The sequence below is a fragment of the Arthrobacter sp. 10N43 genome (assembly GCF_056394525.1).
Map to the genome: position 1 here is coordinate 171,026 of NZ_JBFTIA010000001.1, position 17,525 is coordinate 188,550.

Genomic DNA, 17,525 nt, shown 5'->3' on the forward strand with positions numbered 1-17,525 from the left:
TCAGCTAACCGGTGCGTAGGACGAGAGCAGCGGGTAGACGTTGCTGCCTGCGAAGTCCACCTGCTTGACCTTCTTGGTGTTGTAGCCCTGGTTGGTCAGGGATTCGAACAGCGGGATCAACCAGCCGGACTCAACCAGCCGCGTGTTGAGCTTGGTCAAGGCGGCCTTGCGGGCGGCATCGTCCTTGGCAGCGGCGGCCTCGCCCGTGGCGGCCGTGAGCTGGTCGTCCGTGGCCTTCTGGACATTGGTGAAGCCGCTCAGGATGGCGCCGTACATCAAGCCCACCGGGTTGTCCCACCCCAGCGGCGCGTAGCCCAGCGGGGTGGTGGCGACGGCGGCAAACGCCTCATCGGTCGACGTCGCCATTTTCACGTTCATGGTGATGCCGACGGCGGCGAGATCCTTCTGGACGGCCTGCAGATCCGTCTGGGTGGTGGCGCTGGCGACGATGGTGAAGTCAAAGCCGTTGGCGTAGCCGGCCTCGGCCAGGAGGCTCTTGGCCTTCTCCGGGTCATAGGCAAAAGTGGCTTCCAGCTGCGTCGTAAATCCGGCGGAATCCTTGGGCACGGCGTTCCAGGTGGCGATGTCCCCCTTGTGCAGTGCATCCACCAGGGCCTTGCGGTTGATGGCGTGCTGGATGGCCTGGCGGACCTTTTCGCTGGCGAACGCCGGCGACGTCTTGCCGGTCTTGTCGAAGGCGATCATGGTCTGGACGGTGCCGCCGATCTGGGAGACTCCCACGCCTTTGGCCTTGGCGAAGTCAACGGTGGGTGACGTCAGCTGGGCCACGTCCACCTGGCCGGAGACCAGGGCGTTGGCGCGTGCCTGCGGGTCCTGAATGACGCTGAAGACGATCTTGCTGTAGGGGTATTTCGCGGCGTCGGAGCTCTTGTCGTTCTTCTGCAGGACGTACTTGTTGCCCTTCACGGTGGTCCCGGAATCCAATGTGTACGGTCCTGAGCCGTCCGGCTTGGCCGCGAGGTTCGCCGAATCCGCGGCCCCGGTCTTGCCGACGATCATGCCCAGTGTGGAGGACAGGTTCTTCTCGAAGCCCGGCTGCGCCTTGGCGAAAGTCAGGGCCACCTGGGTGGGGCTGAGGACATCAACGGACGTCACTTCCTGTGCGCCGCCCTTGGCGATGGCCGAGTACGCCGAGAGTGCGGGATCGGTGCGGCGGTCGAAGTTGGCCTTCACGAGTGCGGCGTCGAGTGTGGACCCGTCCGTGAAGGTCACCCCCTGCTTGAGTGTCAACGTCAGCACGGTGCTGTCGGCGTTGTAGCTGAATCCGGTGGCCAGGCCCGGACCAACCGAGCCGTCAGGCTGCAGGGTCATGAGGTTCTCGTAGAGGCCTTCGAAGAACTGCCGCTGTGCGTCCGAGACGCGCAGCGGGTCAAAGCCGAAGGAGGCGCTGTCGCTTTCGACGCCGATGGTCAGCGTGCTCTTGTCAACGGTTGACGCCGCCTGCCCGGAGCCGCCGCAGGCGGTCAGCGGGCTGAGCAGAAGCGCCCCGGCCAGAACGGCCGCGCTCCGTCGTGCGGTGGAGTTCAGAAGTTTCATGTGGTGCGCCTTCGCATTCTTTCTCAACAAATGGGGGTCAACATCCTGGGGGAGCCTGGCGGCCTGTATGCCGGTCGTCTGTGACCGGCTCTCCGGGCCTTTGCGCCGGTGCCCCTCTCGTCGATGGGTCTCGGTGACCGGCTCACTCAAGGATCACGGCGCCGCCTCAAACGGAAACACTTCAATGTCATTGATTGGAAAAGTATTGTGGCGGGGGTCACTCCGGGCGGGTCTCCGGCCGAGGCGCGATGCAGTGGACGGGCAGCGATGGGTCTTTCAACCAATGAAAACGGCTATCCCTGGTCCGCCATTAAGCACCGAGGATGGACAGTCAGCCCAGGCACTGTCGCCTGACGCTCACACCGAAAGGAACCAGATGACCGACTCTTTTGCTTTCCCGCAGGATTTTCTCTGGGGCGTGGCCACCGCAGCCCATCAGGTGGAAGGAAATAACGTCAACAGTGACTGCTGGTTCCTGGAGCGGCTGCCCGGGACGATTTTCGCCGAACCATCCGGCGACGCCGTCGACCACTACCACCGGTACCGCGAGGACATTGCCCTGATCGCCAGCCTGGGCTTCACCAGCTACCGCTTCTCGCTTGAATGGGCACGCATCGAGCCCGAAGAAGGCCATTTCTCAGTGGCGGAACTCGACCACTACCGCCGCATGCTCGAAACCTGCCATGAGCACGGACTCACTCCGGTGGTCACCTTCCATCACTTCACCTCACCCCTCTGGCTCCTCGCGGCCGGCGGTTGGGAGGACCCGCGGACCCCCGCACGGTTTGCCCGCTATTGCGACCGGGCCATGAGGCACCTCGGCGACCTCATTGGCGTCGCCTGCACACTCAACGAGCCGAACCTCCCGTGGCTGCTCAAGGAACTCGGCCTGGGCGGTGAGGCCCCCGAGCGCAGGGCAAGCGTGCCGCTCTGGGCCGCCGCGGCGGACCGGCTCGGGATCGAGGCAAGCAGCGTGGCGCCCTTCCAGTTCACAGTCTCCGAGGCCGGCTTCGATATCAAGCTCGCGGCGCACCGTGAGGGCCGGGCCGCCATCAAAGCGGTCCGGCCAGAGCTCCCGGTGGGGTGGACCCTGGCCAACACCGACATCCAGGCAGCCGACGGCGGCCAGGACCGGGCGGACAGGATCCGCCGGGAAGTCAACGAACGCTTCCTGGCGGCGTCCCGGGAGGACGACTTCGTGGGGATCCAGACGTACGGCCGCACGGTTTTCGGGCCGGACGGCGTCGCGCCGGCCCCTGAGGGTGCCGAGACGAACCAGATGGGCGAGGAGATTTACCCCGAAGCCCTCGAGGCGACCATCCGGGAGGCGGCCAGGATCGCCGGCATCCCCGTGATGGTCACGGAGAACGGCCTGGCGACCGAGGACGACTCCAAGCGGCTGGCCTACCTCCGCACGGCGGTGGCCGGCGTGGCGTCCTGCCTGGCCGACGGCATCGACGTCCGCGGCTACATCGCCTGGACCGCCTTCGACAACTTTGAGTGGATTTTTGGCTACGGTCCGAAGTTCGGCCTCATCGCGGTGGACAGGGCAACGCAGGAGCGGACCCCGAAGGAGAGCGCCAAGTTCCTTGGCAGCCTGGCCAAGGCGAAGGTGGCTCAGTCCGTTTGACCCGGCACCGCCGCAGGTGACGCCCCACCCAGACCGCCACATCCGGTGGGCGCCATATCCCGGCGCCACATCCGGGCGCCGGCTAGGGGTTTCATTGGGCGAAACACTAGTGTGGTGGGGGTCACTGGCGGCGAAAGAGGAACGGTTTGAAATGACAGCAGTCCCCGTAAGGGATCCGGACACCGCCGGGCCCGCAACCCCTACTCCCGGCACCCCCACTCCCGGCACCGCCGCTCCGGCGCGCGGCAAACGGCCAAAGCAGGGCGAACCCGTCATCGACCGTGCGTTGAGCCTGCTCGCCGTGTTCACGGACCGGCGCCGCGCCCTGACGCTTTCCGAAATGGCCAGGTACGCGGACATGCCGGCGCCGACAGCGCTCCGGCTCATCGGCCGGCTGGTGGCCTGGGGCGCGTTGGAAAGGCTCGACGACGGGCGCTACGTTGTGGGGGTACGGCTATGGGAAGTCGCATCACTGTCGCCTCGCGGCCATGGCGTGCGGGAAATCGCGCTGCCCTATCTCGAGGACCTTTTCGAAGTTACCCGCCACCACGTCCTGTTGGCGGTCCGTGACAAGGACGAGGCCGTGCTCATTGAACGGCTGTCCTCCAGGCAGGCTACCGAGGTGGCCTACCGGGTGGGCGGCCGGGCTCCCCTGCGGTCCACCGCCGTCGGCCTGGTGTTGCTGGCCGGCGCGGACACGGCGTTCCAGGAAGCCGTCATCAGGCAGCCCGCTGATGAGGAAGCCGGCGTGGACGCCATGCCGGAGGGGCAGCTGCGGCGCACGTTGTCCGACGTGCGCCGCACGGGGGTCGCCATGATCAGAAGGTCGGCGCCGTCCAGGACAGTCTCCGTGGCCTCCCCCATATTCGACGCCCAGGGCGCCGTCGTCGCGGCACTTTCCATAGTGGTTCCCGACGGCGGTACTCCCCCGAACGTGCTGGCACCGGCAGTCCAGGCAACAGCCAGGGCGGTCTCCCGAAACCTCGGGTTCACAGCGGAGGCCAGTGCCGGCGTGCGCCACCAGGCGCAGGCGTAGGGCGCAGGGCCTGGCCGCCAACAGGACCGTTCAATCGCCCACGGGCGCGACGTCCGGGCGGTGGCGCGGATCGGGCCGCTGCGGCACGGACTTGCGGTTGGATAACTACTTGACATGCCCGGTAGCGGAGTCTAGGACTGGCCTTGTCCAGTCCCATCCACCAGCCTAGGAGTAGCAATGGAGACCGCGCCCTACGGAGTCGTGCACTTTTTCCCGGGAGGAACCAAGGAGCAGTACGAAGCGTCGCTTGCAGCAGTCCATCCAGGCGAGGGGCTCCTGCCGGAAGGCCAGATCTTCCACGCCGGCGGGTCGTCCGCGGGCGGTTGGACCATCATGGCAGTCCATGAATCGAAGGAGAGTTGGGAGAAATTCCGCGACACGATCCTTCTGCCCCGGATGCAGCAAGGCATTGAGGGTGGCTTCGCCTCGCCGCCGGAAGAAACGGTCATCGACCTGTACAAGGTCCTGCCGTAAGAAGGTCCTGCCCTAAGGCCGGACAATTCACACCGAACAAGTAACACCGTCGCGAGTCTCCGGCTGACCGGCCAGTCAGCCCCGGCCGGCTGCCGGAGACTCAAGACGCTATCGGACGGACCACCAGGACAGGGCACGGCGAGTGGCCGGCCACCTGCGCTGAGACCGATCCGATGTGCAGGCCCGCGAATCCGCCGTGGCCGCGTGAGCCGACCACCACCAGATTGGCTTCCCGCGCGGCGTCAAGAATTGCCGACGCCGCCGAGTCGCTGTGGACGGTCCGCGTCACCGCGTTCACGCCCTCGGCTGCCCGCGCCGCCTCAGCGCCGAGGGCCTCGGCCTGCTGTTCCGGAGACGCTTCGGCCACGACCTCCCCGGCGGCTGTTTCCAGCAGCGCGGGATACCAGGACATCGGCGCTTTGCTCCAAACAGTCACTATCCGCAGCTCGGCATCGCGGTACCGGGCCTCGTCCACGGCCCATTCGAGGGCGCCGCGCGATTGCTTGGAGCCGTCAAACCCGACCACAATCACAAAAGGATCCGAATTTGTCATGATTCCAGACTTTCACCGTCATCTTGCGGAGGCCATCCCCGGGCACCCCGGCGCTACACCAAGTCTCAGCCTCCCTGCCGGCCTGGGCCTCACCCAGTCCGGGTGAATTGTCCGGCTCCACCCTTGCCTGCTGCCGGTTCAAACGATGCCGCGCTTGGCGGCCGTTTTGAGGGCATCGCGCCGGCTTCCGGCCCCGAGTTTCCGGTAAATGGACCGTTCATGCGTTTTGACCGTGTTCACCGATATGTACAGCGCGTCGGCGATTTCGGCCGCGGTCATGATGGAGCGCATGTAGGCCAGCACTTCGCGTTCGCGCTCCGTCAGGCTCCAGTAGGACTGTGTCCGGAGCCGGGCCCCGCTCTGGGTATCACGTGCCATGAGGGCAGCGATGAAGGACTCGTGGGCGGTGCCCCACACGGCGTGTTGCACCAGCAGGTCCGCGAGTTCCTCTTTCCGCTCCGCAAAGGGCCGAAAGACGGACTCGGGCTCGGCACGGTGGACCGCATGTTCAATCCGTTCATGCGCCGCGGCCGTGTCTCCGGTTCCGAGGGCCACGAGCGCCTCCGTCAGGCTCGCGCAGGTGTCGACATAGGAGTTGCCGCGCCGGCCAGTCAATGACTCCGTGCAGCGTTGGGCGGCGTCGATCTCGCCTCCGCGACACAGCAGCTCCGCCAGCAGCGAATCCGCCAGCGCCCCATGTCCGCCAGCGCCGAGTGGGTGCACGATCGCCAAGGCCCCCTCCAGGTCGCCCTGGGCGTCAGCGACCTTCGCCCTGGCAATGGTGTGCAGGGCGTTCCATGACACGCTGTAGAGTCCACGGGCGTGGAAGGATTCCAGCGCCGAGCTGGATTCTGCGAGCCGGTCCGGATCCCCGATGGCACAATCGGTCAGTACCCGATAAATGACACTGAGCGGTCCTGAAGGGAATAGCTCGCTGCCCAATCGCTGGGCCCTCGCCAGGTATTTTTGGGCAGCCGCCAGGTCGTCGTTCCAGTAGCATGCAATGCCGCGGGCCAGCCAGGCCGGAGCCATCCGTTCCTGCGAATTCCAGCCCAGGGCCTCACCCCGCTCCAGGGCACTCGTGGCACTCTCCGCGGCCCGCACCAGATCACCGGCTCCTGCAAACGCCAGCGCAAGATCCGCCTGAGCACCGATGTCTATGGCTTCCAACCGCTCAAGATTGCCGCTTCCGCCGGCTGACTGGAGCAGGACTGCCGCGAGGTCGCCGGTGCGGTGCAGCCGAAATTCCGCCTGGGCAAGGAGGAACAGTCCTGTTGAACTGGCGGCAGAGTGGCTGTCCTCTGAAATCTCCCTGATCGGCCTGCCGCCCTCGGCCGGGGCAGCGTGGACGTCCTGGCGACCGACGGCAGGCATCGGCTCGAAATGGGCCCGGCACGCCTCAAGTCTCCGGCGGCGAAGCGCATCCAGGACATAGGTCCGCGACAGTGCCCGGTCTGTGAGCTCGGACGCCGTCGCGTTGTCGCCGGAAAGCATGCGGCAGACGGATCTGATCATCAATATCTCTGGGTCCTCGCTCCACGGCGCCGGCAGGTCCCGGCAAAGCCGTTCCAGGCTCTGGACATCGTTTCCCAGAACGAAGTCGAGCCAGTGCGCGCCGAGCGACATCACGGCCTGCCGCGGCGCGCGCCCTTGCAGCGCCTGGGCTGCGCACTCGACGACGTCGGAATCCTGGTAGTAGCGCGCCGCCACTCGGTGCAGGCGCTCAGCAAGCAGTGGGTCGCGCCTCTCCAGTATTCGTCGGCACTGCGCCGCGAAGAGGGAATGCCAGCGGTACATCGATTCGCCGCCGCGGTAGTCGTGCTCCTCGATGAACAGGCCGTTGCGGAGGCATTCCTCAAGCAGCACGCCGCCGTGCGGCCGGCCATAGAGTTCGACGGCGAGCCGCCGGCCTAGCCAGTCGCAGGTGGTGGCCCGCAAGATGAACTCAGCCAGTGACGGTTCGAGTTGGTCGAGGATTTCTTCCGCGACGTAGTCGGCGAGCGGTACGTGCGCTGCTGTGGTCCCCGGCGCCGTGACAGGCATCGGCACCGGCACGTTGCCCGCCTGCGCCAGCGAGGCGATTCCCGCGTGCACGGCGACCGGCCAGCCGGCAGTCATTCTCCACAGGGAACCAGCGTCAAAGGCTGCGTCTTGTCCCAGCAGGAAGGCAAATTGGGCGACTTCCTCTTGCGTGAAGGCAAGCTCAGCGGCGCGCAGTTCACCGAGGCCCTCGCCGTACCTGAACCTCTCCAGCTGGATTGACGTGTGGCCCCGTCCGGAGAGGACCAGCCGCAGTGACGGGGGCGCCGACGCGGCGAGGACGCCCACGATTCCAGTCGCCAGCCCCGGCCCGGCCAAGTGGACGTCGTCGATCACGAGGACAATCGGCTCCGTGAGTTCCTCGAGGGCCCGGAGCAAAAGGTCGTAGGAGGCAGCCCGGTCATGGGCGAGGCTCTGGTCAAGGGCCAGCAATGCATCGTTGCCCGGCATGGGCACCGTGCCGGCAGCGCGCTGGATCGCCCCGACAACCCCGTGAAAAAGCCGTGCCGGTTCGGTATCGAACCGATCGAGCGACAGCCATGCGCACGGCAGGTCGCAGTGGCGGACCCAGTCGCCTAAAAACGTGGACTTGCCGTAGCCGGCCGGCGCTGCGACCAGCGTCAGACGGTGCGAATCGGCGGATGCGGACAGGGCGTTGTCCAGGCGCGGACGCGCCAACGCTCCGAGACCGCGCAGCGGTGGCCGGATCTTGAACTGAGGACCAGGCAGCCATCCAGCATTCTGCATTTCACCCACATAGCACATGCTAGGCGGCCGCAAAAGGGCCCTAACAGGGCGCAAAGACCCCTTGTGCGCCTTCGCTTTGCGCGGCCAAATAGCAGCCGGCGCCCACGTTCCCGCGGCGCGCCGGTAAATGTGGGGCGGGGGTATCATCAGTCATGGCTACGAAGCACGGAAGCCAGATGGACCCGATTTTCCTCCATGACCTCGATAAAGCCGGGCGGAGGCAGGTCCTTATTTTTGCTGCGGCACGCCTGGCTGCATTTTCCGTGCTAATCCTCGCCCTCTACTTCGTAATTCCAATATCGGGATTCAACGTGGACAATCCGGCGGCCGCGTGGATCCGCCTGGCCGCCGTCGTCGTGGTATTTCTCGCCGCCATGTCCCTTCAAGTGCGGATGATCCTCTCGGCGCATATCCCCCAGGTCCGGGCCGCCGTGACCGTGGTCGAAGCCGTTCTCATGTTTCTGTGCCTTTTCGGACTGCTTTACACGTCAATGTCGCTAACGGATCCATCCTCATTCAGCGAACCCTTGAACAAAACAGACGCCCTGTACTTCACGACGTCCACCTTTGCCACCGTCGGTTTCGGCGACATTACTCCGGTGAGCCAACTGGCGCGGGCAGTGGTTTCCGTCCAAATGATTGCTGATCTGGGAGTGCTCCTATTAGTGGTCAAAGTGGCCTTCTTCGCTGCCGGCCGCCGTCTGGGCCGGTAGGCCCAAGCAGCCTTGCTGCATCACCCAAAACAGATGATGCAGCGCCAATGTGGTGAAGGTAGGCGGGAAATTCTCCCGAGTACAAAGTAGCGGCCCATCAAACTCCTGGCAGGACGCGGATGCGAGGCGCCAGGCGGCCCAGCGTGGCCCGAACCGCCGCGCCGCGGCAGGGACGGCAACCCTTCCCCGGCACGAACAGATCACCCTATGTGGGTGGGGCTGGACGGACGCACCGCGTGGACAATGAAAATTGTCATGAGTGCCCAACCGCGGTACATCGGGCCGGGTCGACGAGTTGCTACCTAGGCGGAACCCCATGTCTCTCCAAGATCAGTCCCCGAGCTCCAGCGGCACGGACCAGGAAGAAATACTCCGGCTGCGTGCGGAAGTTGCCCGGTTGCAGCAGGAACGGGACGAGGCCAGAAAGGCACCACCCAGGCCGGCCAGGTCGCATTCGGGGCTGGCCCGCCGGGTTATCGCCATAGTGCTGGTGGTCTTGACTGCAGTGCTGGCCTTCGCCGCCGTGCCCGCCATGTACCTGCGCAGTGAACTCATCGACACCGACCGCTACGTCGCAACTGTGGCTCCCTTGGCCTCCGACCCGGCGATCCAGGCCGAGATCGCGGACAAGGTCACACAACAGATCACCGACGCCGTGGACTTCAAGACCGTCATTGCGGACGCGCTGAACGAACTGAGCAAGACGGCGCCACGTGTTGCCGCGGTGATCACCGGTCTGGCGCCGGCGATTGCGGAGCAGACTAAGAACCTCATTCATACCGCTGTCTCCAAATTCGTCGCCACACCGCAGTTCCAGGGTCTTTGGGTGCAGGTGAACCGGGTGGCCCACCAGGGCCTGGTGAACCTCGCCACCGGCAGCTCCGGCGGAACTGTAACTATCGACCAAAACGGCACTGTGACGATTTCTACCAAGGAGATCATCGCCCAGGTCAAGAGTGCCCTGGTCCAGCAGGGGGTCGGCATTGCCGCCCGCATTCCGGACGTTGACGCGCAGATCACGCTGTTCCAGTCTCCCGAACTGGTCCGGGCCACGAACGCCATCCGAACGCTGGATGCGACCGCCCCCATCTTGGCGTGGCTGACGGTGATTAGCGCCGCTGGTGCGATTGCCGTGGCCCCGAGTGGCAGGAAACGGAGCACCATCAGCGGCGTCGGTTTGGCGGTGGCCATAGCCATGGCGCTGCTGGCACTGGGACTGGTCATCGGCCGCACCGTCCTCCTGAATTCGATTCCGCCAGACTCCGTGTCCCCGGCGGCGGCCCAAAGCCTGGTGGAAACCCTCCTGGTGCCCCTACGCAACAGCCTGCGCCTTGTCTTCGCGGTGGGACTCATCATTGCCGTGGCAGCTTTCCTCGGCGGTCATTCGCGCCCCGCGGAATTTGTCCGGCACGGGCTTGCGAGCGCGGGAGATTACATCACCGGGAAAGTCGGCGCCAGCCAGGCCCGACCGTGGCAGCGCTGGCTGGCCCGATACCGGCGGATACTGGAAGCCACGATAGTTGGTATCGCCGTGCTGGTTCTGATCTTCTGGCAGGACCCGACGGCGGCCGTCGCCATCTGGACAGCGGTCGTTGCGGTGCTCGCCATTCTCCTGGTCGAACTGCTGTGCCGCCCCGCCGTTGCGGCCGGCCCGGACGGCCCGGACGTCGAAGCGTCCGCCACCGAGCCCGTCACGGGGCCCCCGGCCCCTCCCCCTGGACCACTATCGGTGCCCGGCCGGGAGCCCGCGGCGATGGCTACAGCAACGATGGCCCCGGTAAAGCCCGTCACCGCGCCCGGCCCGGAGTCCGCGGCGGTGGCTCCAACGGAGCCGGTGCCCGCGCCGGCGCCTCCGGCGAAACCCGCCAAGGCTGAGAAGCCCGCCAAGGATCGCCCCCCGGACGAGCCGAACCCCACGATCCCTCTTCCTTGAGGAACGGGATCCTCTAGAGGACTCGGCGTGCGGGATCCAGTGCCCTGAAACTTCTTCAGCGCACTGGATTGCGGGGGCCAGAATTGCGGGCGGGGCCGTTGCCGGGCAGCAGCCAGCGCTAGGGGGCTGTAGGCGTGAACGGGAAGAGGTCTTCTCCGCCTCCGTGCACCACCAGGCACGTTGATTCCGGTATTTCCCTCCATGCCCCCCTCAGATCCCCCAGCGGCTCGGAAACCACCACGCGCGCGTCGGAGGAGAGCTCCTGGAGCATCGCGTTGTCCGGGTACTGGGCGCGAAGCGTGGAGATGTCGGCACTGTGGAACAGTGTCCGGGACATGCCTTCACTGGAGTAGCGGAACGCCCAGGTGGTCTCGCCGTCGGTGGTTGCGACAGTCATCTGGATGGGGTACTGGATGCCGTGGCGCTTGCCTACGTCTTCAATCAGTCCAACCGCAGAGGCGACCGCAGCACGCGGGTCCTTCTCCAGGCCGAAGGTGAGCGCGACGTAGAAGAACAGCTCCGAGTCCGTCGCTCCCTCAATCAACGGAAACAGCGACGGCTCGACGGCGAAGGCCAAGTCGCGCTTGACCGTCGGGAAATCGGTGATGAGCCCGTTGTGCATCCACAGCCAGCGGCCGTGCCGGAACGGATGGCAGTTGGTCTGTTGGATCGCCGAGCCGGTTGTGGCGCGGATGTGGGCGAAAACGCGCCCGGCGGATGCCAGGGCGGATAATTCGCGGAGGTTGCGGTCGTGCCAGGCCGGCTCCGTGCTGCGGAACACTCCGGGAGTCGGCGCCGATCCATACCAGCCAACACCGAAGCCATCGCCGTTGGTCGTCTCGACTCCCATGCGTGCGTGTTTGCTCTGCATTACCAGTGAGTGGACAGGTTTGTACAAAAGATCATCAAGTTTCACGGGCGACCCCGAATACGCGAGCCAACGGCACATGACGTCCTCCTCGTTTTGGACAGCAGTCCATCACGTGTACCGGACCCGCACATCATCATCCGGGGGTGATTCGACCGGTCGCGGGCGCGCGCGCGCACCGCCTGCAGGATCACCCCCGGCGGGTGAGGCGCCCGCCGGGTCCGAAGCCAACACTGGTTGTACCTGCCAGTGATAGGGCTGCCAGGCGCGAGCCATGAAAAGTACGCGAGTCCACGGAGAAAGGGGCCTTGCAGTGTCGAGACCACAACCAGTCCTCGCGCTGATTGCCTTCTGTGCGGCAATCGGGCTGCTGACGGGCTGCAGCACCACAAGTCCGAACGCCAGCCCCGCCACCAGCCAGACTCCGAGCGTTTCACCGGTATGCGCCGCCTCCGCTGCATTCTCCTCAGCGTTGACGAACTTCAAGGACACCCTCAAGCCAGGTGCCACGTTGGAGCAGATCCGGTCGGCCCGGGAGCAGGTGGCGAAAGCCTACGACGATCTGGTCACGGCAGCCGGTGACGCAGCCAAGGATCGCGTGGATGCCGTCAAGACCGCCCAACAGAAGTTTGGTGCCGCCGTCAACGCCGTTCCCGACACCGCCACCCTGACCCAGGCAATCAACTCCCTGCGGGACGAAGCCGCAAACGTGCAGGCCGCCGTCAGCGACCTCACGAATGACGCCAAATGCTGAAACAGCCGCCAGGGACCCGGGCCTGTGGCCCCATCACCCGCACAGGGTCCCGTTCACAAGCAACGCCTCGCCAATTGAACGCCCGCCAATGGAAAGCAGGGAAGCGAAAATGAGTTTCTTCCAGAACTTTTGGGAATTCTTATGGTGGATGTTTATCTTCTATGCGTTCTTCGCCTTCCTGTGGGCGTTGTTCATGGTGATCGGCGACCTCTTCCGCGACCACGAACTCAGCGGCTGGTGGAAGGCCGTCTGGATCCTCTTCCTGGTGTTTGTTCCCCTCCTGTCCGTTCTGACGTACATGGTCGCGCGCGGCAAGGGAATGACGAAGCGGGCAACGGAGGCGGCCCGCAAGAGCCGGGCGGAAACCGATGATTACATCCGCCAGGCTGCCTCGGCCAGTCCGAGTGAGGAGATCGCCAAGGCCAAGGCCCTCATGGACGCTGGAACCATCACTCCGGAGGAGTTCGACCGGATCAAGAGCAAGGCAGTCGTCTGACTCGGATTGGGGATCCCTCATAGTCGGGGACAGGCCACAATGAAGTCACTACTCAGCACGCCTCCTCGCCCCTAAGGTGGAACCAGGCTGAACCAAGGAGGGCCCAATGGAGCCGGCATCATCCGAACCCGGTCCACGTCCGGCCCTCCCCCGCAGCGTAACCATCCTGCTCGCCCTGGCCGGCGCGGCCGTGGTGGCTTTCGGCCTCGGTGCGATGCGGGGAATTGTCACACCGGTGTTCTTTGCGTTTGTGCTCACTCTGTGTGTCCACCCCCTGCGCCGCTGGATGCAAGGACGAGGAATTCCCCGGGGAATAGCCACGGGAACCACCATCGCGGCCGTCTTCGGGTTGCTGACCGCCTTCGCCGCGGTCCTCATCGCCTCACTGGCACAGTTCTCCGCGCTGCTGCCGCAATACGCCCCCCAAATGCAACAGCTCGGCGCCACAATTTCCAGTGCACTGGAATCTGCGGGATTCGGCCCCCAGCAAGCCCAGGAAGTCCTGAACGGGTTTACCCCCGGCCGTATCATCGGGTTCCTCGGCGGCCTCCTGGGGAACATCGCGAGCCTGGTCACCAGCCTCGTGATCATTTTGACAATGCTCATCCTCATGGCAATCGATGGCTCGCGGGTACCTGTGATCCTGACCCACCTGAACTACCACCGCCCGGCACTGGTCGCCGCCTTCGACGTCTTCGGAACCGGCGTGCGCCGCTATATGGTCGCCACCACGGTCCTCGGGCTCGCCCAAGGCATATTCAACTGGCTGGTCCTGGTCATCCTGCAAGTCCCAGGGGCGCTGCTCTGGGGCCTGTTGTCTTTCATCTGCAGCTTTATCCCCAACATCGGGTACTTCATCGCGATCATCCCGCCGCTGTTCTTCGGATTCCTCACCGGCGGCTGGACCACCGTTGTGACCATCATCATCGTCTACGGCGGGATCAACAGCGTCATCCAGTCCATCGTCCAGCCGAAGTACGTGGGCAACGCCGTGTCGCTCAGCGAGACCCTGACCTTTGTCTCCGTCCTATTCTGGGCCGTGGTCCTCGGTCCCGTCGGCGCTGTCCTCGCCGTCCCCCTGACGCTCTTCGTCCGCGCCCTCCTGCTCGATTCCGATCCCGCGCTCGCATGGTGGCGGCCGTTGACGGGCGACAGGACAGACGTTCAACATCTCCTCAAAGAAGAGGACGAGGCGATCCGCGCCCGTCGCGGCCGGCTACGGCCTGGCCAGCCGGACACCGGCAGCGGTACCAGCACCGGCACCAGCACCGCGCCGAAGGCATGACGCGCCGCCAGGGCGCTGCCCGGGACAGGTGAGAACGCATGCTGAGCACCGTCACCAGCCTGCTGCTGTTCGCCGTCGCCGGTGCGATGAGCACTGTGCCTGTCAGTGTGACGATCATGATCCTGCTCTCCCCGGATCCACGCCGCGGAGCCCTTCCCTTCCTGATCGGCAGCCTTGCAGGTTCTGTTGTAGTGGTGGGCCTCTCGGCGGTCGGGCTGCAGTTCCTGCCCGTAAGGCCACCGCTCCTGCGCAGGGACGAATGGGTGGCCCAGTTTGCCATCGTGATCGGTGTCCTTCTGATTGGGTACTCCCTGTTCCTGTTCCTGAGCAAGGGCCAGCGGGAGAATGCCATGCTGGGCAGGATGACCTCGAGGTTCCGCTCCGCCCGACCCTGGGAATTCGCTGTCCTGGGCCTGGGCCTGAACCTTCGTCCCAAGGCAATCCTGCTGGCCGTCACGGCAGGTGCCGTGATCAGTGTCCAGGAACCGTCGACACTGGAAGGAAGTCTGCTGGTCCTCGCCTACGCCGTCGTGGCGCAGTCCGCCGTCGTTCTTCCTGTCGCTGTGTGGCTCCAGTCCCCGGAGCGCGCCCAAGCGCCCCTGACTACGCTCTACAACTGGCTGCAGCGCCACGGACGCAGGATCGCGGCGATCGTCACCCTGGCGATCGGGCTCGTCGTCGTCGGCTACAGCCTTGTGCAGCTCTGATCCGGAACTTAGCCCAGGAGAGTCCCCTCACCGGCGCCAGCGGGCTTGGGATCGGGGATCCGAACCATGCGGAAAGAGGTGCCGAGCCCGGCGAGGCCGGCAAGGATCGGGACGAATAATGCGATCTGGAGGGCCAGGGGCCGTGCCTCAGTGTTGATTCGGATGATTTCGTTCTGGATGTCCTGCGGTTGGCCGGCGATCTGTTCCTGGAGTTGAGCATCGCTCATCACCTGGGCGTCGTCTTCCAGTACCGTCGCGACTTGCTGCTTCTCTGCTGGCGGGAGGACCGTGCTGGCATTCGACAAGCCGATGAAGATGGCCGACAGCGATGCGAGCATGATGCCGCCGGCGAACGCGAGACCGAAGGACAGACCGAACGATCCCGCGGCCGAATTCACGCTGGCGGCCTCGCTGACCCGCTCGTCCGAAATCGGGGACAGGGTGTAGTTGTTCAGCTGGGATACCAGCAGCCCAAGGCCAAATCCTGAAATGATCAGCGGGATCAGGAGCCACCAGCCGGAGTCCGCGCGCGGCACGACCGGGACCAGCACCACCAAACCCAGGACCAGGAACAGGAAGCCCCACCGTATGAGGCTGGCCGGGCGCCGCCTCCCGGACCTCTTCCCGGCGATCATGGCGACCACGAACATGGTCAGCGAAAGCGGGGCGATCGACAGACCTGACTGCATGGCGTTGTATCCAAGCACCATCTGAAGGTAGATGGGCAGCACGATCATGGTGCCGCCCAGGGCGATCTGCTGGAGCATTTGTCCCGTGGCACCAAAGCGGAACGTTTTGGTTTGGAACAGGTCCGGGTCCAGCAGCGTCGGCTTGTCGCGGCGTTTGCGCTGAACGAGCCAGTAGACCAGACCGCCCAGACCGACGGCACCCACGGCCAGGAGCGCGCCGACAGCCTCGCCGCCTTCTTGCCAGACCAGGATGCCGAGCACGACGCCGCCCATGCCGACAATGGACAGGAATGATCCGAAGAGATCCAGTTCCCGCGGCCCGGTGTACGGCACGTCTTTGACGAGCCTGATTCCGGACAGGACGACCGCGATGATGAGGGCCTCGAGCAGGAAGGCGACGCGCCAGGACAGGAACGTAGTGAGGAAGCCGCCGAGCAGAGGCCCGACCGCGGCAGCAATCGCTGCCGAGGCTCCGACCAGGGCATAGACCCTGTGCTGGGCATCTCCCTCGAAATTTCCGTGGATGAGGGACTGCATGGCAGGAAGGAGCAGCGAGGCACCAAGGCCGCCGATCAGGGCCCAGCAGATGATGATCGGGAGCAGAGTCTGGGCCAGGGTCATCGCGATGGCGCCGATGGCGTAGCAGCAAAGCCCGATGACGTAAGCGCGCTTGCGCCCGATCAGGTCGCCGATCTTGCCGCCGATCAGGATGAAGGCCGCTGAAACGAGCGCCTCAAGGGCGATTGTCGACTGGAGTCCGCTGACGGTCGCACCGATGTCGTTCACCACGGCGGAGATCGAGACGTTCATGATCGACGTGTCCACCACGAGGACGAACATCGCCATCGCCAGCAGCAGAGCGAGCTTCTGGTTGAACGGCACCGTCTGCGCGGCGGCGCCGTCGGGAGAGCTCATTGTGGGCCGTCCCCGCGGCCCGCCGCGTCCCAGATCAATTCACAGCCGGACATGCCGCCTCCTCTGCCGTAGACCGGGCGGGCGCACGCACGGGCCCGGCCCTCCAGGAACGCACCCCGCCAGAGCCCACCGTAGTGCGATGCTGATGCCACGCTAGCTGTCCGCCACCACGGCCGGATCATTCCCGGCGGGTGAGGTTTCGGCGCTCGCCGTCCCCAGCCGGCAACGAAGGACTCCAGCCACCCCCGGCGATGGCCTAACCTAGGAGACTGGCCCCGGCTTAACTGCGGGGCAGACTTCTTATTCCGCCCCACCCAAGAACCAGCCCCCGGAGGCAATCCACCATGGTCGAACAGCTGACGGCCTTTGTGCTCACCTGCCTCGTCGTCGTCCTCGTCCCGGGCCCCGACTTTGCGCTCGTCCTCAGGAACGCGGCCCGCGGCCCGCGGGCAGCGGCAACAGCCGCCGCCGGAATCATGGTGGGCAACACGATCCTTGCCGCACTGGCCGTCCTCGGTGTCACGGCGTTGCTGGAGGCATCGGAGGCCCTTGGGACCGGAATACGGATCGCCGGGGCCGCGTACCTTCTCTACCTTGGTGCCCGGGCCCTCGCGGAGGCCTTTGCCAGGAAGCACAAGCAACCGGCGGTACCGCAGGCTGAAGGCCCCTCCCGCGGCAGTTCACCCTTCGTGCAAGGAATGGTGAGCAACCTGCTCAACCCGAAAGTCGCCGTCTTCTATTTGTCGCTGTTCCCGCAATTCAACGTCGCCCCGCTGCCTGCCCTTGCCCAGCACGCACTGATGGCGGGCATCTTTCTCCTGATCGCCCTGGCCTGGTACGTGCTGCTGGTCAGCGGGCTCAAGAAAGTGACCACCGTCCTCGCCCGGCCCCGAACCAACCGGATCATCGTCGGGGGTTCAGGCGCGGTCCTGGTCGGGGTTGGCGGGACGATCCTGACGAAGACCCTGGTCTCCGCTTAGCCGCGGCTCTCCGCTCAAAACGCGGCGGAAAGCTGCGCCCATCCTGCCGAGCTACCACGGGTCATTCGAAACGGGTGATGGCCTACCGGGACTGTGTGCGCGATGAACGGCGCATCCTGCCACCCGTGGCATCCATCGCTACAGTTGG

At 65.3% G+C, this 17,525-nt stretch carries 15 protein-coding genes; 10 read left to right on the forward strand and 5 right to left on the reverse strand.

Annotation, left to right across the window (positions count from 1 at the left end; translation table 11 throughout):
- Complete coding sequence (locus AC1DDO_RS00760) at nt 1-1,557, reverse strand: ABC transporter substrate-binding protein (protein WP_476971211.1); 1,557 nt, start codon at nt 1,555-1,557, stop codon at nt 1-3.
- Nucleotides 1,558-1,933: 376 nt separating this feature from the next.
- On the opposite strand from AC1DDO_RS00760, the gene AC1DDO_RS00765 reads away from it, so the two are divergent.
- From AC1DDO_RS00765 to AC1DDO_RS00775, 3 genes are all read left to right on the forward strand, one after another.
- Nucleotides 1,934-3,187, forward strand: a complete 1,254-nt coding sequence (locus AC1DDO_RS00765) for a glycoside hydrolase family 1 protein (protein WP_476971212.1) — start codon at nt 1,934-1,936, stop codon at nt 3,185-3,187.
- A gap of 151 nt (nt 3,188-3,338) precedes the next feature.
- Nucleotides 3,339-4,223, forward strand: a complete 885-nt coding sequence (locus AC1DDO_RS00770; protein ID WP_476971213.1) for an IclR family transcriptional regulator — start codon at nt 3,339-3,341, stop codon at nt 4,221-4,223.
- A gap of 177 nt (nt 4,224-4,400) precedes the next feature.
- Nucleotides 4,401-4,697 (forward strand): hypothetical protein, encoded by a 297-nt coding sequence (locus AC1DDO_RS00775; RefSeq protein ID WP_476971214.1) that lies wholly within the window; start codon nt 4,401-4,403, stop codon nt 4,695-4,697.
- A gap of 100 nt (nt 4,698-4,797) precedes the next feature.
- Here AC1DDO_RS00775 and AC1DDO_RS00780 read toward each other — a convergent pair whose 3' ends face one another.
- Complete coding sequence (locus AC1DDO_RS00780; protein WP_476866322.1) at nt 4,798-5,250, reverse strand: universal stress protein; 453 nt, start codon at nt 5,248-5,250, stop codon at nt 4,798-4,800.
- Between the two features lie 138 nt (nt 5,251-5,388).
- On the reverse strand, nt 5,389-8,037 hold the full coding sequence (locus AC1DDO_RS00785) for a helix-turn-helix transcriptional regulator (protein ID WP_476971215.1): 2,649 nt from the start codon (nt 8,035-8,037) through the stop codon (nt 5,389-5,391).
- 152 nt (nt 8,038-8,189) lie between these two features.
- Here AC1DDO_RS00785 and AC1DDO_RS00790 point away from each other — a divergent pair, with 152 nt between their 5' ends.
- Both AC1DDO_RS00790 and AC1DDO_RS00795 read left to right on the forward strand, forming a co-directional pair.
- Nucleotides 8,190-8,750 carry a potassium channel family protein gene (locus tag AC1DDO_RS00790; protein WP_441408485.1) on the forward strand — a complete coding sequence of 187 codons (561 nt, stop codon included), beginning with the start codon at nt 8,190-8,192 and terminating at the stop codon, nt 8,748-8,750.
- A gap of 316 nt (nt 8,751-9,066) precedes the next feature.
- The gene (locus tag AC1DDO_RS00795; protein WP_476971216.1) at nt 9,067-10,683 is read left to right on the forward strand and encodes a hypothetical protein; all 1,617 of its coding nucleotides are present in this window, start codon (nt 9,067-9,069) and stop codon (nt 10,681-10,683) included.
- Nucleotides 10,684-10,801: 118 nt separating this feature from the next.
- Here the strand turns inward: AC1DDO_RS00795 and AC1DDO_RS00800 are convergent, their stop codons facing one another.
- Nucleotides 10,802-11,632: a class II glutamine amidotransferase gene (locus AC1DDO_RS00800; protein ID WP_476866326.1), complete on the reverse strand. Its 831-nt coding sequence runs from the start codon at nt 11,630-11,632 to the stop codon at nt 10,802-10,804.
- A gap of 232 nt (nt 11,633-11,864) precedes the next feature.
- On the opposite strand from AC1DDO_RS00800, the gene AC1DDO_RS00805 reads away from it, so the two are divergent.
- From AC1DDO_RS00805 to AC1DDO_RS00820, 4 genes are all read left to right on the forward strand, one after another.
- Nucleotides 11,865-12,305: a hypothetical protein gene (locus AC1DDO_RS00805; RefSeq protein WP_476971217.1), complete on the forward strand. Its 441-nt coding sequence runs from the start codon at nt 11,865-11,867 to the stop codon at nt 12,303-12,305.
- A 109-nt stretch (nt 12,306-12,414) separates the two neighbouring features.
- On the forward strand, nt 12,415-12,801 hold the full coding sequence (locus tag AC1DDO_RS00810) for a hypothetical protein (RefSeq protein WP_476971218.1): 387 nt from the start codon (nt 12,415-12,417) through the stop codon (nt 12,799-12,801).
- Between the two features lie 106 nt (nt 12,802-12,907).
- On the forward strand, nt 12,908-14,086 hold the full coding sequence (locus AC1DDO_RS00815; protein ID WP_476971219.1) for an AI-2E family transporter: 1,179 nt from the start codon (nt 12,908-12,910) through the stop codon (nt 14,084-14,086).
- A 38-nt stretch (nt 14,087-14,124) separates the two neighbouring features.
- Nucleotides 14,125-14,793, forward strand: a complete 669-nt coding sequence (locus AC1DDO_RS00820) for a GAP family protein (protein ID WP_476971220.1) — start codon at nt 14,125-14,127, stop codon at nt 14,791-14,793.
- A gap of 8 nt (nt 14,794-14,801) precedes the next feature.
- Here the strand turns inward: AC1DDO_RS00820 and AC1DDO_RS00825 are convergent, their stop codons facing one another.
- Nucleotides 14,802-16,397: an MFS transporter gene (locus tag AC1DDO_RS00825; RefSeq protein WP_476971221.1), complete on the reverse strand. Its 1,596-nt coding sequence runs from the start codon at nt 16,395-16,397 to the stop codon at nt 14,802-14,804.
- A gap of 344 nt (nt 16,398-16,741) precedes the next feature.
- On the opposite strand from AC1DDO_RS00825, the gene AC1DDO_RS00830 reads away from it, so the two are divergent.
- Nucleotides 16,742-17,377 (forward strand): LysE family translocator, encoded by a 636-nt coding sequence (locus AC1DDO_RS00830; protein ID WP_476971222.1) that lies wholly within the window; start codon nt 16,742-16,744, stop codon nt 17,375-17,377.
- The last annotated feature ends 148 nt before the right edge of the window (nt 17,378-17,525 follow it).